Below are 19,849 nucleotides of genomic sequence, written 5' to 3'. Positions count from 1 at the left end.
CGCCGAGCCTGTTCCGCGCGCACCGGCTCGCGGCCATCGCCCCGGCTTCTTGAACCCACGCATGTGCTTCAGGCGAGCCGGCATCCGCTTCGCCTGAAATGCGCTAGCCGCGCGGCGCGGTTCCGGCCTCGCCGGTGCGCAGCGGCTTCGTGGGCGGCAGCGGCGCCACCGGCGGGGGCAGCCGGCCGGCGGGTGGGGCGGCGGCGGGCACCCCGGCCGCGTTCTCGGCATCCTTCAGCAGCCGCTCCAGGGCCGCGAGCTGGTCCGCGGACTTGGGCGAGAGCGTCACGGGCCTTTGGGAATCGGCGAGCCCCGGCACCTCGATGGGCACCGGCGCCTCGTCCAGCTTCGGGATGGGCGAGGTGACGCCGGGGATCGGCTTGATGTCGATGCCCTGGTGGGCATAGGCCATGATCTTCTGCCAGGTCATGGCCGGCAGCGCGCCGCCCGTCATCTTGTTCATGGAGGCGTAGTCGTCGTTGCCGAACCACACGCCCGCCACGTAATTCCCGGTGAAGCCCATGAACCAGGCGTCGCGATAGGCGTTGGTGGTGCCGGTCTTGCCCGCCACCTTGGAATTCACGAGGCGGGCCCGGCGGCCGGTGCCGTTCTCCACCACGTTGTTGAGCATGGTGTTGATGTCGTTGAGCTGCTGGGTGGGGATGATCTGCACCGGGGCGGGCGCGTCGCGGTCGAAGCGCCACACCACGTCGCCATTGCCGATCCGCATCTCCACCACGGCGTGGGGGTAGACGCTGCGCCCGCCGTTGGCGAACACGGAATAGGCGGTGGTCATGTCCACCAGCGTCACCTCGGCGGCGCCGAGCGGCAGCGGCGCGGAGATGGGCAGCGGCGTGCGGATGCCCATCTGGTGGGCGAGGTCCACGATCTTCTTGCGCCCGAACTTCTCGGCGAGGCGCACCGCCACCGTGTTCAGCGAGTGCTGCAGGGCGGTCTGCAGCGTGATGGAGCCCATGTAGGAGCGCCCGTAGTTCTGCGGGCACCAGTTGCCGAGGCAGATGGGCGCGTCCTGCACGATGGTCGAGGGCTTGAAGCCGTTCATGAGCGCCACGGTGTAGACGAACGGCTTGAAGGAGGAGCCGGGCTGGCGCAGGGCGTCGGTGGCGCGGTTGAACTGGCTCTCGCCATAGTCGCGCCCGCCCACCATGGCGCGCAGGGTGCCGTTGGGCTCCATCACCACGGTGCCGCCCTGGGTGACCTTGTAGTCCCGCCCGAACTCGCGCAGCGACTGGTCGATGGCGGCTTCCGAAACCTTCTGGATATTGGGGTCGAGCCCGGTGCGCACCACGAAGATGCGCTCGGTGACGGAGGCGGGAAGCTGGTCCACCAGCTTCTTCACCTCGGCGAAGGCGTAGTCGAGATAATAGTCCGGCACCGCCTCGTCGCGGCGGTCCACGGGGGTGGCCGGGTTGCGGCGGGCGCCGAACACCTGGCCCTCGGTCATGAAGCCGGCATCCACGAGATTGTCCAGCACGGTGGAGGCGCGGGCGCGGGCGGCGGGCAGGTTCACGTGCGGCGCGTATTTGGAGGGGGCCTTGAACAGGCCCGCCATCATCGCCGCTTCCGCGAGGTTCACCTCGCGCACCGACTTGCCGAAATAATAGCGCGCCGCCGCGTCCACGCCATAGGCGCCGCCGCCGAGATAGGCGCGGTCGAGATAGAGCTTCAGGATCTGGCTCTTGGTGAGCCGCGCTTCCAGCCAGATGGCGAGGAACGCTTCCTTGATCTTGCGCTCGAGGGTGCGCTCGTTGTTCAGGAAGAGGTTCTTGGCGAGCTGCTGGGACAGGGAGGAGCCGCCCTGCCGCACGCCGCCCGCCCGCGCGTTGGTGACCACGGCGCGGAAGGTGCCGGAGATGTCGATGCCCCAATGCTCGTAGAAGCGCCGGTCCTCGGTGGCGAGGGTGGCCTTGATGAGATGATCGGGGAAGTCTTCCAGCGGCACGGTATCGTTCTGCCGCACGCCGCGCTCGCCGATGATGTTGCCGTAGCGGTCGAGGAAGGTGACGGCGAGCTCGGTGCGCTTCAGCCAGTCGTCGGAGGTCTCGTGGAAGGCGGGAATGGCGAGGGCCAGCACCGCCACCGCCCCGATGGTGCCGAGGGTGAAGGCCTCCGACGCCAGCCCGATGAAGAAGCCCGCCACGCCGCCGATGTTGAAGTTCTCGGTGAACGCCGCATAGGAGGAAAGCGCCCGCCGGGTGCGGCTGCCGAGGCCGAACAGCGAGGAATCGAGAAAAGCATCGAACGCCAGCAGCGCGTTGCGCAGCCGGGTCTTCATGGAGGGACGCTCAGGCGCGGGCACGGGTCAGGGCTCACCTTCTGCGGCGGACGCGCCGACGGGGCGCGGCCGCATCATCTGCCACGCCTCGAAGGTGGCGATTTCGCGGCCGCGGCGCAATGGCCAAGAGGTTCTGGCCCCCGCGCGGCCTCAGGCCTTGGGCAGTTCCAGCACGCCGTTGGGGCTCAGCTTGTCCACCAGGCCCGGCAGGTACTGGGCGAGGAGGTCGGAGAGCTTGTCGGGGGTGAGGCCGATGCCGGCGGCGAGCTGGCCAATCTGGGTCTCGCCCAGGGCGGACAGGAGCTGCTCGGAGCTCACCGGCAGGTTGGTGCCGCTGGAGAGCCAGCTCGACACCTGATCGCCGAGGCCGGCGTCCTTGAGCTGGGCCAGCAGGCCGTCGATGCTGCCGAAGGAGGTCTTGGCGAGGGCGCCGTCCAGCATGCCCGGCAGCGCCTGGGCCATGGGCCCGCTCATGGCGGCGCTCAGCAGGCCACCGACGCCTTCCGTGCCGCCGGCCTTCGCGAGCATGTTGTTGAGAACGCCGCCCACCATCTGATCGAACAGTCCCATGGCCCTATCTCCGTGTCGGCTGGTTGATTGTCGGCTGGTTGATCCGGGGCGGAAGCGCCTCCCGCGGCTGCGTCCCGTCTACCGGAAGACGCGCGCGGAGTCGATCACAAGTCGCGGCGCCCCTGCGGCTCCGCGCCGCTGAGGCGGGATGTGGCCTTGTGCTTTCGGCGGGACTGCGGCTAACGGCTAAGAGATGATGTCTGCGCCCCTGTTTACCCTGTTCGCGCTCATGACCGCCATTGCCGCCCTGGCGGTGCTGTGGCCGCTGAGCCGCGCCCGCGCCCTGAAGGGCGAGCGGGAGGGAGACCTCGCCGTCTACCGCGACCAGCTCGCCGAGATCGACCGCGACCGCGAGAGCGGCCGCCTGCCGCCCGAGCAGGCGGAGGCCGCCCGCACCGAGGTGGCGCGCCGGATGCTGGCGGCCGATGCCGCCGGCGCCGCCGAGGCCGGGGCGCAGGAGGGCGGCACCCGCCGCCGCCGCGCCGCCGCTGTCATGGCGCTGCTGGTGGTGCCCCTGCTCGGCGCCGGCCTCTACCTCTATCTCGGCTCGCCCGGCCTGCCCGGCGCGCCGCTGGCCGAGCGGCTGGCCGCGCCGGCCGATCGTGGCGACGTCGCCATCCTGGTGCGCAAGGTGGAGGAGCACCTCGCCCGCAACCCGGACGACGGCGCCGGCTACGAGGTGCTCGCCCCCATCTACCTGCGCCTCGGCCGGCTGGACGACGCGGCCCGCGCCCACGCCCAGGCCATCCGCATGCTGGGGCCGACGGCGCTGCGCTATTCCGCCCTAGGCGAGGTGCTGGTGATGTCCGCCAACGGCATCGTCACCGCCGATGCGCTCAGGGCGTTCCAGGATGCCGTGAAGCTGGACCCCGACGAGCCGCGCGCCAGCTATTTCCTGGGCCTCGCCGCCGAGCAGGACGGCCGCGCCGCCGATGCCGCCGCCATCTGGAGCGCCATGCTCGCCCGCACGCCCGCGGACGCGCCTTATCTGCCGCTGCTGCGCAAGGCGCTGGCCCGCGTGCAGGGCGCCGCGGGCGAGGGCAGCGGTGCGGAGAAGGCGCCGGCTGCGGCGGCGCCCGGCCCCTCGGCCGCCGACGTCGCCAATGCCGCCGCCATGTCCGCCGGTGACAGAAGCACCATGATTCGCGGTATGGTGCAGAGGCTGCAGGATCGCCTTTCCGCCGCGCCCGAGGATCTCGACGGCTGGCTGCGCCTCGCGCGCGCCTTCAAGGTGCTGGGCGAGGGCGAAAAGGCCAAGGGGGCGCTCGCCTCCGCGCGGGCCGCCTTCGCCGGCAACGCCGAGGCGCTGGCGCGCATCGACGCGGCCGAGAAGGACCTGGGGCTCGGGAGCTGACCATGGCGCCGGCGCACAAGATATTTCGGGAGGACCAACAATGACCCGCAAGGGCCGCCGCCTCGTGCTCATCGCCGCCGGACTGGGCGTGCTGGCGCTCGCCGCCGGGCTGATCCTGTCGGCGCTGAACGACACCATCGTGTTCTTCCGCACCCCCACCGAGGTGGCGCAGCAGCAGGTGGCGCCGGGCGCGCGCCTGCGCCTCGGCGGGCTGGTGGAGACGGGCTCGGTCGCCAAGGCCGGCACCCTCACCACCTTCGCCGTCACCGATGGCAACGCCACCGTGAAGGTGGCCTATTCCGGCATCCTGCCGGACCTCTTCCGCGAGGGGCAGGGCGTGGTGGCCGAGGGCGCGCTGCAGCCCGACGGCACCTTCCGCGCCGACAGCGTGCTCGCCAAGCACGACGAGAAATACATGCCGCGCGAGGTGGCCGACGCCCTGAAGAAACAGGGCGTGTGGAAGGAGGGCGAGAACGGCGCGCCCGTGCCCGCCCGTCCCGCCGCCGCCAACACCGGGAGCTGACGCACCGTGATCGCCGAACTCGGCCAATACGCGCTGGCGCTGGCCTTCGCCCTCGCCATCCTCCAGGTGGTGCTGCCGGCCTGGGGCGCGGCCAAGGGGGACGCGGTGCTCATGGGCACCGCCGCGCCCATCGCCTTCGGGCTCATGGGCTTCGTCACCTTCGCCTTCGCGGCGCTGGTCCAGCTCTACCTCACCTCCGACTTCACGGTGGTGAACGTGGTGGAGAACTCCCACTCCCAGATGCCGCTGATCTACAAGATCACCTCCACCTGGGGGAACCACGAGGGCTCCATGCTCCTGTGGGTGTTCGTGCTGGCCCTGTTCGGCGCGCTGGTGGCGGCCTTCGGCGGCAACCTGCCGGATCGGCTGAAGGCCCACGTGCTCGCGGTGCAGGGGCTGATCGCGCTCGCCTTCCTCTCCTTCATCCTCTTCACCTCCAATCCCTTCCTGCGGCTCGTTCCGGCGCCGGCGGAGGGGCGCGATCTCAATCCCATCCTCCAGGATCCCGGCCTCGCCATCCATCCGCCGCTGCTCTACCTCGGCTATGTCGGGCTCTCGGTGTCGTTCGCCTTCGCCATCGCGGCGCTGATCGAGGGGCGGATCGACGCCGCCTGGGCGCGCTGGGTGCGGCCGTGGACGCTGGCGGCCTGGGTGTTCCTCACCCTCGGCATCGCCATGGGCTCCTACTGGGCCTATTACGAGCTGGGCTGGGGCGGCTGGTGGTTCTGGGATCCGGTGGAGAACGCCTCCCTCATGCCGTGGCTCGCGGCCACCGCGCTGCTGCACTCGGCGGTGGTGATGGAGAAGCGCGACGCGCTGAAGGTGTGGACCATCCTGCTCGCCATCCTCGCCTTCTCGCTCTCGCTGGTGGGCACCTTCCTGGTGCGCTCGGGGGTGCTCACCTCCGTGCACGCCTTCGCGACCGACCCCGCGCGCGGCGTGTTCATCCTCGGCATCCTCACCTTCTTCATCGCCGGCGGGTTCGCCCTGTTCGCGTTCCGCGCCTCGGAGCTGAAGCAGGGCGGGCTGTTCGCCCCCGTCTCGCGCGAGGGGGCGCTGGTGCTCAACAACCTGTTCCTCACCGCGGCCACGGCGGCGGTGCTGGTGGGCACGCTCTATCCGCTCGGGCTCGAGGCGCTCACCGGCGCCAAGATCACCGTGGGCCCGCCCTATTTCAACCTCGCCTTCGGCGGCCTCATGCTGCCGCTCGTCTTCGCCGTCCCGTTCGGCCCGCTGCTGGCGTGGAAGCGCGGTGACCTGCTGGGCGTCGCCCAGCGGCTGATGCTGGCCGCCGGCCTCGCGGTGGTGGCGGTGGTGGTGACGGCGGCGGCGGTCACCGGCGGCCCGGTGCTGGCGCCGCTGGCGGTGGGGCTCGCGGTGTTCATCATGCTCGGCGCGCTCACCGACATCGCCGAGCGCGCCGGCCTCGGCCGGGTGCGGGCGAAGGTGGCGCTGGCGCGCCTCGCCGGGGTGCCGCGCTCGGCCTATGGCACCGCCGTCGCCCATTTCGGCGTCGGCGTCTGCCTGCTGGGCATCGTGTGCGAGGCCTCCTGGAGCCAGGAGAAGATCTCCGCCATGAAGGTGGGCGACCAGGTGGTCATCGGCGCCCGCGCGCTCACCCTGGAGCGGATGGAAAACCGCACCGGGCCCAATTACCGCGCCCGCACGGCGGTGTTCTCCATCCGCCACGACGGCGCACCTGAGGGCACCATCGAGGCCTCCCGGCGCATCTTCGCCTCGCGCCAGATGGGCACCACCGAGGCCGGCATCCGCACCTTCGGCTTCAGCCAGCTCTATGTGAGCATGGGCGAGGAGACGCAGGACGGGCACATCTCCATGCGCGCCACCTTCAAGCCGAACGTGACGCTGATTTGGCTCGGCGCGGTGGTGATGGCGCTGGGCGGCACGCTCTCGCTGCTCGACCGGCGGCTGCGCATCGGCGTGCCCAAGCTCTCGCGTCGCCGCGCGGCGGCGGTGCCGGCGGAATGAGGATGGGGATGACAGCCATGAAGCGCCTCGCCCTCGCTTTTCTCGCCGTGCTGCTGCTGGCGGCGCCGGCCCGCGCCGTGCAGCCGGACGAGGTGCTGAGCGATCCCAACCTGGAGAGCCGGGCCCGCGTGCTCTCCGCCGAGCTGCGCTGCATGGTCTGCCAGAACCAGTCCATCGACGATTCCGACGCGCCGCTCGCGAAAGACCTGCGCCTCATCGTGCGCGAGCGCCTGAAGGCGGGCGACAGCGACGGGCAGGTGCTCGACTTCATGGTGGCGCGCTATGGCGAGTTCGTGCTGCTGCGCCCGCGCTTCTCCTGGCGCAACGCGCTGCTGTGGGCGACCCCGGCGGTGGTGCTGGGCCTGGGCGTGCTGGCCTCGGTGGTGGCGCTGCGCCGCCGGCGCGCCGCCGCCACGCCCCGCGAGGCCCACCTGACACCGGAAGAAGAGGCGCGGCTGAAGCGCCTGCTCTCCGACGCGCCGCCGCCCGCCGCCGGCTGAGCCGCCGGGCGCGCCGCGCCGCTGGATTTTTTCCGGGGCCGCCGAGGCGTGGCGCCACTCGGCCGCACAGCTCCCACGGCCCGCCACTGCCGTGAGCCGCGCGCGTCCTCGCCTTGCCGCCAGGCTTGCCGTGAGAAGGGCGCGGGGCGGCCCGCCATCTGCCGATCGCCCCCGGCGCGGCCGAGGCTCGCCCCGGTGCCGCCACGCTGCCTGATGGTCGCAGGTTCGCGGGTCTGCCGCGTCGCTTGCGCCACCGGCGTGTCGATGGGCGCGCCCGATCAGGCCTCCCGCGAGCATCGCGCGGGCTGCTTCCCGCGCAAGGTCGGTAGCGCCATCGCCTCGCTTGTGCCCGCCGCCTTCCGCCACCTGCCGATGGCCTGCGTATGAGCAGGGTGGTTCGCGCACGGTAGCGGGCGATTTCGTGGTCCGCCGTCAGCAGAGCCTCATCGCCTCGCTCGCACCCGCCACATTCGGTCGATCGCCGACGGGCCCGCGTGCGACCGGGTCTCGCCTGGGCACCGCGCGAGCCACGCCCCTTCCGTGCCCGCGCGCCGTTCGCTCTATGCCTTCGGCTCTGGTCTTCGACCGCAGCCAGGCGAGTCTCGCCAGAACATCGCGCAGGCTTGGCCGAAGGCCCCGGGGGCAAGCCCTCGGACCTTCGGCATCACTCCTGCCCGCCGCCGTAGCGGCGCTCCAGGTGGGCCTTGAACACGGCGGCGTCGAGGGGGCGGCCGGTGGCGTGGGTGAGGAGCGCGTCCGTTTCCAGCAGCGAGCCCTGGGCGTGCACACTGGCCCGCAGCCAGGAGAGCAGCGGCGCGAAATCCCCCCGCGCGATGCCGGGCAGGATGTCCGCGTCCGCCCGGCAGGCGGCGTCGAAAAGCTGGGCGGCGGTCATGGCGCCGAGCGTATAGGTGGGGAAATAGCCCCAGCCGCCGCTCGGCCAGTGGATGTCCTGCAGGCAGCCGAGCCGGTCGTCCGGCGGCACCACGCCGAGCAGTGCCTTCATGCCCTCGGCCCACGCGCCGGGCAGGTCCTTCAGGGCCATGTCGCCGGCGATCAGCGCCTTCTCCAGCCGGTAGCGCAGGATCACGTGGGCGGGGTAGGTGACCTCGTCGGCATCCACGCGGATGAAGCCGGGCTTCACGGTGGTGTAGTGCCGCCACAGGGCGTCCGCCTCCCAGGAGGGGCCGGAGCCGCCGAAGGCGGCGCGCATGCGGGGCGCGGCGAAGGCGAGGAACTCGCGGCTGCGGCAGGCCTGCATCTCCATCAGCAGCGACTGGCTCTCGTGCACGCTCATGGCGCGGGCCTGCCCCACCGGCTGGGTCATGAAGGCGGCCGGGCGCCCCTGCTCGTAGAGCGCGTGCCCGGTCTCGTGCAGCACGCCCATGAGGGCGCTCGAGAAATCGTCGCCGTCGTAGCGGGTGGTGATGCGCACGTCGTTGTCGGCGCCGCCGCAGAAGGGGTGGGTGGAGACATCGAGCCGCCCGCGCTCGAAATCGAAGCCCACCACCTTCATCATCTCCAGCCCCAGGGCGCGCTGGGCCTCCACGGGGAAGGGGCCCTGCGGCAGTGGCGTCTTCGGGCGGCGGGCCTGGATTTCCAGCACGCGCGCGGTGAAGCCGGGCAGGAAGGCGGCGAGATCGTCGAACAGCGCATCGATGCGCGCGGAGCGCCCGCCGGGCTCGTAATCGTTCAGCAGGGCGTCATAGGGCGAGAGGCCGAGCTTCTCGCCCTTGGCGGCGCCGATCTCGCGCTGGAGCCGCAGCACCTCTTCGAGACGGGGCAGGAGGCTCGCGAAGTCCGCCTCCGCGCGGGCCTTGCGCCACGCCATCTCGCAGGCGGAGACCGCCTTGGAGGAGGCTTCCACGAGGTCGGCGGGCAAGGCGGTCTCCATCGTCCACAGCCGCTGGATCTCGCGCAAATTGGCGCGCTCCCATTCGCCGAGGCCGTTGTCCGCCTCCGCCCCGGCCAGCCACTCGCCCACCCTGGGGTCGGTGACGAGGCCGTGCTGGAGCACGCGCAGCAGCGCGAGGCTCTCGGCGCGGGTGCCGACGGCGCCCGCCGGCATCATCACGTCGCTGTCCCATTGCAGGATGCCGATGGCATTGGACAAGGCGGAGGCGCGGCCGAAATGGGCGGAAAGCTCGGTATAGGCGCTCATGTCTCACGTTTCCGAAGGGCGGCCGGCCGCGAAGGGGAACGGGCCGGGGAGGGCGTCAGCGCCAGGGTAGTGCGCCGCTGGGCACCACGGAAGCGCGCGCGGAGCGAAAAAAGCCCGGCGCCGGAGGTCCGGGCCGGGTGGAGGCAATGACGGGAATCAAGGATCGAAAAATCAGGCGGCCTTCTCGCCGGGGGTGAGGGAGAGCACGGATTCGAAGCCCTCGAACTCGGGCCCGCCGATGTAGTTCACCGTGTTGGCGCTCTCGCCGGCCTTGCGGTGGGCGAGGCGGAAGGCCTCGGACTTGGTCCAGGCCTCGAAATCGGCCTTGGCGGCCCACACGGTGTGGGAGATGTAGAGGGTATAATCCTCCTTCTCCGGACCCCGGCAGAGGTCGAAGGCGACGAAGCCGGGCACGGCGGAGATGTAGGTGTCGCGCTCGCGCCAGACGGTCTCGAAGGCGGCTTCCGAACCGTGCTTCACCTTGAAGCGGTTGGTGGCAATGAACATGCGTATCACTCCATATGAAAGGGGGCGCGGCCGCCCGGCTACTTGACGATCCGCGCGGGGGTGGCGGCAGCGATCACATCACCGCCGAGGGTGACCTTCAGCCCGGCCTTGAAGGTGATGCCGGCGCTGGGCACGAACTGCTGGTAAATAGTGTATTGCTCATTGAGCAGGTTCTCCAGGGCGAACTGGGCGGTCACCCACTCGGTCGCCTGGTAGGCGAGATAGGCGTTCACGAGGTTGAAGCTGGGAGTGGGCTCGACGGCGCTGCCGGGCGGCAGGTCTTCCTCGGTCTTCGCCGCCACCCACTGCCAGCGCACCGAGGCCAGGAGCTTGTTGTCGAACAGGCGGGTGCCCAGCGTGGTGGCCACGTTGTTCGGCATCACCGAGACCAGCGGCTCGTTGGTGGTCTGGTTGTCGCCGGAGGAGACGGTGGCGTTGAAGCCCACGAACCACACGCCGGCATCATACATGCTCTCGAACTCGAAGCCCTGGAGCTGGGCCTCGGCGACGTTCTGGTACTGGTAGCAGAGCATCCAGCCGGCCCGTGCGCATTCAGGCACGGCGCGGGTCATGTAGTCGATCTCGATATAGTCCGAGACGTCGTTGCGGTAGAGGTTCGCCTTGGCGCGGAACTTGTCGCCCTTGGTGAAGATGTCGTTGAACTTGAGGTTGACGCCGATTTCCTTGTTCTTGCCCACCTCGGCCTTCAGGTCCGGGTTGGGCAGGAAGCCGAAGTTGAAATAGGGGCTCACCGTGGGGTGCTCGCCGTTCACCAGGGCTTCGGTCACGGCCGGGGCGCGGTAGCCTTCCGCGTAGGTGCCGTAGAAGGTGATCCACTCGAACGGCGAGATGCCCACCGTGATCTTGGGCGAGAAGCGGTCGCCGCTGGTGCCGGGGGTGGTGTCGCTGGACAGCTCGTAGGAATCGTAGCGCACGGCGGCGATGGTCTGCAGCCACTTGGTCCAGTCGGCCTGCCACTGCACGAAGGCGCCGCCCACGGAACGCTCGCCCGAGGGGTTGTAGCCGGCGCCAAAGCCGAAATTGTCTTCGTTGTTGACGTTGTCGTGGAAGTAGTCGCCGCCGACGGTGATGGCGTTCTTCACCGAGGCGAGGTTGAAGCGCGACGTGTTGTTCACGTCGAAGCCCAGGGTGTCGATGGTGAAGCTGCGCGGGTCGCCGATGCAGCCGGTGGAGGTGGAGCAGGTGCCTTCCACCTTGGTCTGGTCCTGGTTCACCTGGTTCCAGTAGGCGCTGGAGCGCCAGTCGAACCAGTTGTTGTCCGGGTTCGAGTAGTTGTAGGTGGCGGCCACCGTGCGGTTGGAGGTATCCGTGCCGTACTGGGTGGTGCCGGTGGGCGGATAGCTGTTGCCGGTGGTGTAGGTGGTGTCGAGGTTGAGGGCGGTGAGCTTCACCTCGTGGAACTCGGCCGGGCGCACGGTGAGCTTGGCGATGCCGGTCCAGGTGTCGTAGCCGGTGCCCTGCACCACGTTGCCGTCGCCGTCCGTATATTCGGACTGGGCGCGCAGGGTGCCGCCGAAGAACAGGTCGGCGTTCGGGCCGAGGCGGGTGGCGGCGAACGCCGAGCCGAAGCCCATGGGGCCGTTGGAGCCGAACTCGCCGGAGGTCTCAACCCCCCACTGCTGGCCGGCCTTCAGGATGTCGTTCACGTCCTTGGTGCGGAAGCTCACCACGCCGCCGATGGCGCCCGAGCCGTAGATGTTGGCCACCGGGCCGCGCACCACGTCCACCGTGCTCAAGAGGGCGGGCTCCAGGAAGAAGGAGCCGGCGCCGTCGTTATGGCCGAGCTGGGTGAAGTTCTGCCGCGCGCCGTCGAGGATGACGGCGACGCGGCCGAAGTCCTGCATGCCGCGAATGTTGATGGACGCCTGCGTGGAGTTGCCGTTCTGGATCACCGTGGTGCCGGGAGTGCCGAAGAACACCTGCTGCGTCGTCGAGGGCATGAGCTGCTGGAGCTGGTCCGAGGTGATGACGCTGACGCCGGCCAGCGCATCCACCGCCGTGGTCTCGATGCCGCGGGTGGCTGCCACGGTGAGGGTGTCGAGGGCGATCTCGTCGCTGCCGGCGGCGGCCGCGCTTTGCGCCGCGCCCGCGCTCTGGGCCAGGGCGGCGCCGCCGCCGAGCAGCAGCGCGCACGCCGCCGCGCCGCACAGAAGAAGAGGCCGAAGCCCGTGGGAAAGCTGGGGGTCCAATGGCCCACGCACCATGATCGTCTCCGCGTCATGTCGTGGCTGGCTACCGTTCGCGGGGGCAGAACTTCGCGCGCTGCAGGACCGTCTCGCCTGCAGGGCATCGGTTATCTCCATACCTAAATGTCGTCAAGCTGAGTCATCTGTATCTTGTCAAATGAGCGAAATAATAAGATTTAATGGTACATGTTCGTCACTCAGAGCCGAGGTTTTGAATTTTGAATAAATCGAAATTTGAGAGTCGATCGGCTCGAATCGACTCGAAAGTAATAGATTTGAATCATTCAAAAGCGCGCTCTCGTCCAGGCGTGGCCGTTGTGGTGGGTCGGTTGCTTGCGCTGGCCCTGCTTGTCGTTCCCTTCGCCTGGGGCCCCGCAGTCGCGGGCGCGGTGGTGGACGCGCGCGGCCGCTCCGTGGAGGTGAAGGACACCGCGCGCATCGTCTCCATCGGCGGCTCGGTGACGGAGATCCTGTTCGCGCTCGGCCTCGGCGACAAAGTGATCGCGGTGGACCAGACCAGCCGCTATCCCGCCGCCGCCCGCGCCCTGCCCAACGTGGGCTATGCCCGCACCCTGGCGCCGGAAGGCGTGCTCTCGGTGGGGCCGAGCGTCATCCTCGCCATCGAGGGGGCGGGGCCGCGCTCCACCCTCGATGTATTGGAGAATGCCTCGGTTCCGGTCGTCATCATTCCCGACGCCCATGATGCCGAGGGCGTGGCGCGCAAGATCGAGGCCGTGGCCGCCGCGGTGGGCGAGCCGGCGAAGGGCGAGGCCCTCGCGGCGGCGGTGCGGGCGGATTTCGCGGCGCTGGGCGCGGCGGTCACGGCGCTCAAGGCGCATCCGCGCGCGGTGTTCGTGCTCTCCACCGGCAACGGCACCGCCGTGGTGGGCGGGGCCGACACCAGCGCCGACGCCATGTTCCGCCTCGCCGGCATCGCCAATGCCATGTCCGCCATCAAGGGCTACAAGCCGGCGGTGGACGAGGCCGCCATGGCCGCCGATCCCGACGCGGTGGTGGTGATGCGCGGCGGCGGGCAGGTGCTCGACGCCGAGAGCGTGCTTTCGCTGCCCGCCTTCGCCGGCACGCCGGCGGCGCGGGACAAGCGGTTCGTGAGCCTGCCCGGCTCCTACCTGCTCGGCTTCGGCCCGCGCGCGCCCCAGGCGGCGCGGGATCTGGCGGCGGCGCTCCACGGCGCGGCCATGCCCGAGCTGCCGGCGCGGCCCTGGGCGGCGGAGCCCGACGAATGAGCGCCGGGCCCGTGCCGCTTTCCGCCGCCGCCCGGCCGGCGCGCCGCCCGGCCGTGGCCGGCCTCGCCCTGCTCGCGGGGCTCGCGCTCGCGGCGTTCCTCGGGGCGCTGGCCATCGGCCCCTTCTCCATTCCGCCGGGCCGGGTGCTGGGCGTGCTGTGGGAGGCCGCCACCGGCACGCCCGCAGGCGCCGGCCTGCTGCGCGAGCGTATCGTGGTGATGGACGTGCGCCTGCCGCGCGCGGTGCTCGGCGCGCTGGTGGGGGCCGGCACGGCGGTGGCCGGCGCCATGATGCAGGGCGTGTTCCGCAATGCGCTGGCCGACCCCGGCCTCGTGGGCGTGGCGCCGGGCGCGGCGCTGGCGGCGGTGGCCTGGGTGGTGTTCGGCGGCGCGCTCGGGACGCTGCTGCCGTCCTCCGTGCAATTGCTCGGCCTGCCGCTGGCGGCCTTCCTGGGCGGGCTCGTCACCACCCTCGTCATCGGCCGGCTCGCCACCAGCGACGGGCGCACCTCGGTGGCCACGCTCCTGTTCGCCGGCCTCGCCCTCGGCGCGCTCGCGAGCGCGGGCACCGGCGTCATGGTGTTCATGGCCTCCGAGCAGCAGACCCGCGAGTTCCTGTTCTGGACTATGGGGAGCCTCGGCGGCGCCACCTGGATCAAGGTGGGGCTCGCCGCGCCCTTCATCGTCGCGCTGGTGCTGGCGGCACCGCTGCTGGCGCGCGGGCTCGACGCCTTGGCGCTCGGCGAGGCGGAGGCGTTCCATGTGGGCATCGCGGTGGAGCGGCTGAAGCGGCTCGCCATCATCGGGGTCGCGGCGGGGGTCGGCGCCTCGGTGGCGGCGGCGGGCGTGGTGGGCTTCATCGGCCTGGTGGTGCCGCATCTGGCGCGGCTGGCGCTGGGGCCCGGTCACCGAGTGCTGCTGCCGGCCTCGGCGCTGCTGGGCGCGGCGGTGCTGCTGGCGGCGGACATCCTCGCCCGCATGCTGGCGGCCCCGGCGGAGCTGCCGCTGGGCGTGGTCACGGCGCTGGTGGGCGCCCCCTTCTTCCTGTGGCTGCTGCTGCGCCGCCGCGCCTTCGTGGGGTGAGGCCATGTCCGAAGCCGAGAATGCTTACGAAGCCAAGAGTGCTTACGAGGCCGAGAATGGTTACGAGGCCAAGAGTGCTTACGAGGCCAGGGGTGTGCGCGTGGCGGCCGGCGGCCGTGTTCTGCTGGATGGCGTGAGCCTCGTCCTGCGGCCGGGCGAGGTGACGGTGCTGGTGGGCCCCAACGGGGCCGGCAAGTCCACGCTGCTGAAGGCGCTTTCCGGCGAGCACCGGCTCTCGGGCGGGCGGGTGCTGCTGGATGGGGCGGACCTTTCCGCCCTGCCGCCCGCGGCCCTGGCGCGGCGCCGGGCGGTGCTGCCCCAGGCGGCGGAGGTGGCGTTCGCCTTCTCGGTGGCGGAGGTGATCTCGGTGGGGCTGATGGGCGTGCCGGCCGGCGGCTCGGAAGCCGAGGCGCGAATCGCCCGCCTGCTGCGGCAGGTGGACCTGCCCGGCTTCGCCGGCCGCCGCTACGACAGCCTCTCCGGCGGCGAGCGCCAGCGGGTGCAGCTCGCCCGCGTGCTGGCCCAGCTCGAATGCGGGGAGGAGGGCCGGCCCTCCTATCTCTTCCTCGACGAGCCCACGGCGAGCCTCGACCTCGCCCACCAGCTCACCGTGCTGCGCCTCGCCCGCGCCCACGCCGATGCCGGCGGCGGCGTGCTGGCGGTGCTGCACGATCTCAACCTCGCGGCCATGGTGGCGGACCGGCTGGTGGTGCTGGCCCACGGCGGCGTGGTGGCGGAGGGGAGCGTGGCCGAGGTGGTGACGGAGGACGTGCTCCACCGGGCGTTCGGGGTGCGGGTGCGGGTGGGGGTCGCCCCGCCCGGCCCCTTCGTGCTGCCGCAGAATGTCGCGGCGGGATGAGCCCGGCCGCCGCGCCCCCCTGGCGGCGAGTTCCGCCTCGGGTGGGCATGGCGCGCGGGTGTGCCACCTCGGGCAGCGTGCGCCCATGACATGCGCCCGCCTCCGGCGGACGCTCCTCCGGCCTGAGCCCGCCTCGGGCGGGTGGTCCTGCGACCTGAGCCCGCCTCTGGCGGGTGGTCCTGCGACCTGAGCCCGCCTCTGGCGGGTGGTCCTGCGACCTGAGCCCGCCTTTGGCGGGCTTGGGGCTCAATCGAGCGCCTGGGCGGCCTTGAGGACCTCCTCGGCGTGGCCGTCCACCTTCACCTTGGGCCATGTGTGGGCGATGGCGCCGTCGCGGCCGATGAGCACGGTGGCGCGGGTAATGCCCATGAAGGTGCGCCCGTACATGCTCTTCTCGCCCCACACGCCATAGGCCTCCAGCATCCCGTGGGTCTCGTCCGAGCCGAGGGGGAAGGCGAGGTCGTGCTTGGCCTTGAAGCTGTCCTGCGCCTTCACCGGATCGGCGGAGACGCCGAGGATGTCGGTGTCGGCGGCGGCGAAGGCGGCCTTCAGCCCGTTGAAGGCGATCGCCTCCTTGGTGCAGCCGGGGGTGCTGGCCTTCGGATAGAAATAGAGGACGAGCTTGCGCCCCTTGAAATCGTCGAGGCTCACCTCGCCGCCGCCGTCCCGCTTGAGGTGAAACGGGGGTGCTTTCGAGCCGGCTTCGGGAAAATTGGCCATCCGCCTTCCTTTCGACGTGTTCGGCGCCATACGGCAGGTGCGCCGCCTTCGGCGAGGATAACTCCCCCCGGCGGACCGGCAGTATGGTGTGCGTGGGGCGATCCACCTCATCTTTACGCCGAAGATGGACATTAGGCTGAAATCTCGGGGCGTGTAATTGGTCGCGCGGCGGGCTCGCCCGCCGCCTTCGGATGACGTGGACGGTTGCGGGAGGACCTCGCGGGCATGGAGGATTTCGGGCCGACGCTCGCTTCGCAGCGGCGCAGACCGCGGCACGCGCGCATTCGCAGCCTCATGGGCGCCCTGGTGCCGCAAGGGCGCATCGCGCGCGCGCTCGCGAGCGTGCTGCTCGGCGTCATCGCCATCGCCGGCCTCGCGGCGCTGACCCTCTATGCCCTGATCGCCACCGGCGTCGTCACCGCCGACGTCGCCACCCCCTACATCGAGCGGGCGCTGGAAGACCGAATCGGTGAGGGCCGCAAGGTGTCCATCGGCTCCACCACCATGGAGCGGGTGGGCGACGGCAACACCGCCGTGGTGGTGCACGACATCCGCGTGTTCGCGCCCGACGGCGCGCTCCTGGCGAGCGCGCCCAGCGCCGAGGTGGAGCTGGAGGGCTCGCTGCTTTCGCTCATGCCGAAGGCGCGGCGCATCGATCTCATCGGCGCGGAGATGACGGTCCACATCGGCGCCAGCGGCCAGCTCGCGGTGGCGGTGGCCTCGGCCGGCGGGGCCAAGCCCGCCAAGCTGCAGCAGGTGCAGGCCGCGCCCGCTCCGGCACCCGGCCCGGCCGGCGCGCCGGCTCCGGCCTCTCCCGCCCAGGGGGGCGCGGGCCCCGCGCCGCAGGCCGCGGCGGGGGAGATCGACCCCCTGCACCTCGCCTTCCTCGCCCAATGGCTGAAGGACATGGACGCCGCCGGCTTTGACGGCAACGCCTTGGCGGATGTGGGGCTGAAGGACGGCACGCTCATCGTGGAGAACGAGAGCTCCGGCCGCCGCATCGTGTTCCAGCACATCTCGGTGCGACTCGCGCGGATGCCGGCGGGCGGCATGGAGCTGACCTTCACCTCCCAGGGGCCGGATGGCGTCTCCACCGCCGTGGCGCGCATCGCCCCCGCGCGGGACGACGAGCGGGCCATCGAGGTGGTGGTGAACGACCTTTCCACCCATGACCTGGTGCAGGCCTTCAGCCAGGATCACCGCCGCTTCTACATGGACACGCCGCTCAACGCGAAGCTCACCGCCCGGCTTGGCCTCGACGGCGCGGTGAAGGCGGCGGAGATGGCGCTGGAACTGGGCGCCGGCGCCATCGGCAACGGCGAGGAGCCCACCGAGCGCTTCGTGATCGACCGCGCGCGCATCGGCGCCCGGCTCGATCCGGCGCGGCGGGTGATCGTGCTGGACCCCATCGCCGCGGAGAAGAATGAGAACAAGGTGGCGCTGACGGGCGAGATCCACGTGCCCCAGCGCGCCCGCGACCCCTGGCCCTTCACCATCGTCCAGAAGGACGTGGTGCTCGCCGGCGCCGAGATGGACGAGCCGCCGCTGGTCATCGACCGGGTGCAGGTGGAGGGCGCCTATGACGCCGCCAGCCGCCAGCTCAAGGTGGAGCGCGGCCTGCTCGGCAGCAAGGTGGGCGGCTTCAGCTTCACCGCCACCTTCGATTTCGGGGCGGAGGTGCCGATCCTGAGGATGCAGGGCGCCGGCTCGCCCATGCCGGTCTCCACCGTCAAGCGCTTCTGGCCGGTCAGCATCGCCCCGCCGGCGCGCCAGTTCGCCATCGAGAACGTCTCGGGTGGCACCGCCAGCGACATCAGCCTGCTGGTGAACATGCCCCTCGACCTCATCGGGCAGAAACAGGTGCCACTGCCGGACGACGCGGTGCACTTCACCATCAACGGCAAGGGCGTCACCCTGCGTCCGGTGAAGGGCCTGCCGCCGGTGGTGGACGCCAGCCTCGCCATCGTGGTCACCGGCCGCACCGTGCGCATCGACATGCCCACCGCCACCATGGTGACGCCGCTGGACCACAGGATCGCGGTGACGGACGGCGTGATGTTCATGCCGGACTATTTCCCGCGCGAGCCCTCCACCCAGATCTCGGTGCGCTTCGCCGGGCCCGCCGACGCCGCCGTGGAGGTGCTGGGCATGGAGCCCCTGAAGGGGCCCGCCGGAGCCGCCTTCAACCCCAACACCACCCGCGGCAAGTTCTCCGCGCTGCTCCAGCTCAAGATCACCTTCCGCAAGGTGCCGGAGCCGGGAGATCTCGACTATTCGCTGGACGCCACCCTCTCCGATTTCGGCGTGGACAAGGTGTTCAAGGCGCTGCGGCTGGAGGAGGCCACGGTGCAGGCGTTCGCCTCGCCGGCCGGCATCGTGCTCAGGGGCAACGGCAAGCTCGGCGGGGCGCCCATCGCCTTCGAGTATGAGAAGAAGAAGGACGTGGCTGACGCGGACATCCGCATCAGCGCCAATCTGGACGACGCCGCCCGCGCCAAGCTCGGGCTCGACATGCCCGGCATCTCCGGCACGCTGGCGGTGCAGTTCGTGGGCACCACCAACAATGTGGACACCCGCGCCACCATCGAGGTGGACCTGACCTCCGCCCGCATCTCCGATCTCATCCCCGGCCTCAGCAAGCCGGCGGGCAAGCCGCTGAAGGCGCGCTTCACCATGGACGACAAGGGCCGCTCGGTGCGGCTCAACGATCTCGTCATGGAGGGATCGGGCACGCGGCTCGAAGGCGGCCTGGAGCTTTCCGATTCCGGAGACCTGCTCTCCGCCCAGTTCCCCGTGTTCCAGCTCTCCGACGGCGACAAGGCCTCCCTGAGCGCGGAGAAGGCGGGCGACGTGCTCAAGATCCACCTCAACGGCGCCATGATGGACGCGCGCGGCATCATGAAGAGCCTCATGAGCACGCCCGGCGCCCCGGCCGCCGGGGCCCGGCGCCCGCAGCAGGCCAAGCTGCCGGACGTGGACCTCGACGCCAAGGTGGGCGCCCTCACCGGCAACAACGGCGAGGTGATGCGCCAGTTCGACCTGCGCCTCTCCCGCCGCGGCGTGGTGATCAGCGACCTCGACCTCTCCGCCAAGGTGGGCCGCGACGGCTCCCTCGCCGGCAAGATCCGCGACTGGAAGAACGAGATCCGCGACTGGCGCGGCAGCGGGCCGGCGCTGCAGATGGCCACCACCGACGCCGGCGCGCTGCTGCGCTTCCTCGACATCTACCCCAAGATGCAGGGCGGCGAGGCCTGGATGGTGGTGGACCCCCCGCGCAGCGACGACACCCCCCAGGAAGGGGTGATGCACCTGCGCAACTTCTTCGTGAAGGGCGAGCCGGGGCTGACCCAGCTTTCGAGCGCGGTGCGCGATTCCTCCGGCAACATCGTGGACGGCTCGGCGGCGTTCGAGAAGGCCGAGACCCGCTTCGTGCGCACGCCGGGCAAGATCAACCTGAAGGAGGGCGCCATCTGGGGCACCTCGGCGGGCGTCACCTTCGACGGCACGCTGGATTTCGCGGCCAACAGGGTGTCCATGCGCGGCACCTTCGTGCCGGCCTACGCGCTCAACAACATGTTCTCGAAGCTGCCGGTGCTGGGCATGTTCCTGGGCGGCGGGCCGAACGAGGGCCTGTTGGGCGTGACCTTCGAGGTGGTGGGCCCCATGAGCGGCCCCACCCTGCGGGTGAACCCCATTTCCGCCGTGGCACCGGGCTTCCTGCGCAAGATCTTCGAGTTCCGCGACTCCAACGACGCGCCGCCGAGCCGCTAGGGCGTTTCCCGCTCGCATCGGCTCGGGGCAACTGCTCCGCCTGAAAATGCTGCGGGGCCTTCG

The 19,849-nt window shown here is 70.9% G+C and carries 13 protein-coding genes and 1 pseudogene; 8 read left to right on the top strand and 6 right to left on the bottom strand.

What is annotated here, in order from left to right; all coding sequences use genetic code 11:
* Positions 1-103: 103 nt before the first annotated feature.
* Together V5F75_RS19655 and V5F75_RS19650 are read right to left on the bottom strand one after the other, a co-directional pair.
* A complete protein-coding gene (locus V5F75_RS19655; protein WP_394035205.1) occupies positions 104-2,296 on the bottom strand; it encodes a transglycosylase domain-containing protein in 2,193 nt (730 codons plus the stop codon).
* Between the two features lie 150 nt (positions 2,297-2,446).
* A complete protein-coding gene (locus tag V5F75_RS19650) occupies positions 2,447-2,866 on the bottom strand; it encodes a YidB family protein (RefSeq protein ID WP_394035204.1) in 420 nt (139 codons plus the stop codon).
* A 193-nt stretch (positions 2,867-3,059) separates the two neighbouring features.
* On the opposite strand from V5F75_RS19650, the gene ccmI reads away from it, so the two are divergent.
* The 4 genes from ccmI to V5F75_RS19630 are packed head-to-tail and all read left to right on the top strand — an operon-like array spanning position 3,060 to position 7,232.
* Positions 3,060-4,220 (top strand): c-type cytochrome biogenesis protein CcmI, encoded by a 1,161-nt coding sequence (ccmI, locus tag V5F75_RS19645; RefSeq protein WP_394035203.1) that lies wholly within the window; start codon positions 3,060-3,062, stop codon positions 4,218-4,220.
* 40 nt (positions 4,221-4,260) lie between these two features.
* Entirely contained in the window at positions 4,261-4,743 is a 483-nt protein-coding gene (gene ccmE, locus V5F75_RS19640; RefSeq protein ID WP_394035202.1) for a cytochrome c maturation protein CcmE, read from the top strand.
* A gap of 6 nt (positions 4,744-4,749) precedes the next feature.
* A complete protein-coding gene (locus V5F75_RS19635) occupies positions 4,750-6,732 on the top strand; it encodes a heme lyase CcmF/NrfE family subunit (RefSeq protein WP_394035201.1) in 1,983 nt (660 codons plus the stop codon).
* A 17-nt stretch (positions 6,733-6,749) separates the two neighbouring features.
* Positions 6,750-7,232, top strand: coding sequence for a cytochrome c-type biogenesis protein (locus V5F75_RS19630; protein ID WP_394035200.1), 483 nt, complete (start codon positions 6,750-6,752; stop codon positions 7,230-7,232).
* A gap of 664 nt (positions 7,233-7,896) precedes the next feature.
* Here V5F75_RS19630 and V5F75_RS19625 read toward each other — a convergent pair.
* The 3 genes from V5F75_RS19625 to V5F75_RS19615 form a co-directional block, all read right to left on the bottom strand.
* Positions 7,897-9,393, bottom strand: coding sequence for a carboxypeptidase M32 (locus V5F75_RS19625; RefSeq protein WP_394035199.1), 1,497 nt, complete (start codon positions 9,391-9,393; stop codon positions 7,897-7,899).
* A gap of 171 nt (positions 9,394-9,564) precedes the next feature.
* A complete protein-coding gene (gene hmuQ, locus V5F75_RS19620; RefSeq protein ID WP_394035198.1) occupies positions 9,565-9,900 on the bottom strand; it encodes a heme-degrading protein HmuQ in 336 nt (111 codons plus the stop codon).
* A 38-nt stretch (positions 9,901-9,938) separates the two neighbouring features.
* Positions 9,939-12,125, bottom strand: coding sequence for a TonB-dependent hemoglobin/transferrin/lactoferrin family receptor (locus tag V5F75_RS19615; protein ID WP_394035197.1), 2,187 nt, complete (start codon positions 12,123-12,125; stop codon positions 9,939-9,941).
* A gap of 302 nt (positions 12,126-12,427) precedes the next feature.
* Here V5F75_RS19615 and V5F75_RS19610 point away from each other — a divergent pair, with 302 nt between their 5' ends.
* Genes V5F75_RS19610 through V5F75_RS19600 form a run of 3 tightly spaced genes read left to right on the top strand, consistent with a single transcriptional unit; the run spans position 12,428 to position 15,295 of the window.
* Positions 12,428-13,354: a heme/hemin ABC transporter substrate-binding protein gene (locus V5F75_RS19610; RefSeq protein ID WP_394035196.1), complete on the top strand. Its 927-nt coding sequence runs from the start codon at positions 12,428-12,430 to the stop codon at positions 13,352-13,354.
* Positions 13,351-14,436 carry a FecCD family ABC transporter permease gene (locus V5F75_RS19605; RefSeq protein WP_394035195.1) on the top strand — a complete coding sequence of 362 codons (1,086 nt, stop codon included), beginning with the start codon at positions 13,351-13,353 and terminating at the stop codon, positions 14,434-14,436. The genes V5F75_RS19610 and V5F75_RS19605 overlap by 4 nt, the downstream gene beginning before the upstream one ends.
* A gap of 4 nt (positions 14,437-14,440) precedes the next feature.
* Entirely contained in the window at positions 14,441-15,295 is an 855-nt protein-coding gene (locus V5F75_RS19600) for a heme ABC transporter ATP-binding protein (RefSeq protein WP_394035194.1), read from the top strand.
* 246 nt (positions 15,296-15,541) lie between these two features.
* On the opposite strand, the pseudogene V5F75_RS19595 reads toward V5F75_RS19600, so the two are convergent.
* A pseudogene (locus V5F75_RS19595) lies at positions 15,542-15,994 on the bottom strand (peroxiredoxin); the annotation flags it as partial.
* 246 nt (positions 15,995-16,240) lie between these two features.
* Between V5F75_RS19595 and V5F75_RS19590 the strand changes: the two are divergent.
* A complete protein-coding gene (locus V5F75_RS19590) occupies positions 16,241-19,786 on the top strand; it encodes a YhdP family protein (protein ID WP_394035193.1) in 3,546 nt (1,181 codons plus the stop codon).
* The last annotated feature ends 63 nt before the right edge of the window (positions 19,787-19,849 follow it).

This window comes from Xanthobacter albus, assembly GCF_043194895.2.
Taxonomy (GTDB): domain Bacteria; phylum Pseudomonadota; class Alphaproteobacteria; order Rhizobiales; family Xanthobacteraceae; genus Xanthobacter.
Note: the sequence above shows the minus strand (reverse complement) of the source record. Positions and strands in the feature narration are given on the sequence as shown.

What these genes read in the sequence shown, in the direction of transcription:
- V5F75_RS19655 (WP_394035205.1), bottom strand. Translation starts at nt 2,296, where the DNA reads ATGAAGACCCGGCTGCGCAACGCGCTGCTGGCGTTCGATGCTTTTCTC.
- V5F75_RS19630 (WP_394035200.1), top strand. Translation starts at nt 6,750, where the DNA reads ATGAAGCGCCTCGCCCTCGCTTTTCTCGCCGTGCTGCTGCTGGCGGCG.
- V5F75_RS19625 (WP_394035199.1), bottom strand. Translation starts at nt 9,393, where the DNA reads ATGAGCGCCTATACCGAGCTTTCCGCCCATTTCGGCCGCGCCTCCGCC.
- V5F75_RS19600 (WP_394035194.1), top strand. Translation starts at nt 14,441, where the DNA reads ATGTCCGAAGCCGAGAATGCTTACGAAGCCAAGAGTGCTTACGAGGCC.
- hmuQ (WP_394035198.1), bottom strand. Translation starts at nt 9,900, where the DNA reads ATGTTCATTGCCACCAACCGCTTCAAGGTGAAGCACGGTTCGGAAGCC.
- ccmI (WP_394035203.1), top strand. Translation starts at nt 3,060, where the DNA reads ATGATGTCTGCGCCCCTGTTTACCCTGTTCGCGCTCATGACCGCCATT.
- V5F75_RS19605 (WP_394035195.1), top strand. Translation starts at nt 13,351, where the DNA reads ATGAGCGCCGGGCCCGTGCCGCTTTCCGCCGCCGCCCGGCCGGCGCGC.
- V5F75_RS19650 (WP_394035204.1), bottom strand. Translation starts at nt 2,866, where the DNA reads ATGGGACTGTTCGATCAGATGGTGGGCGGCGTTCTCAACAACATGCTC.
- ccmE (WP_394035202.1), top strand. Translation starts at nt 4,261, where the DNA reads ATGACCCGCAAGGGCCGCCGCCTCGTGCTCATCGCCGCCGGACTGGGC.
- V5F75_RS19590 (WP_394035193.1), top strand. Translation starts at nt 16,241, where the DNA reads ATGGAGGATTTCGGGCCGACGCTCGCTTCGCAGCGGCGCAGACCGCGG.
- V5F75_RS19615 (WP_394035197.1), bottom strand. Translation starts at nt 12,125, where the DNA reads ATGGTGCGTGGGCCATTGGACCCCCAGCTTTCCCACGGGCTTCGGCCT.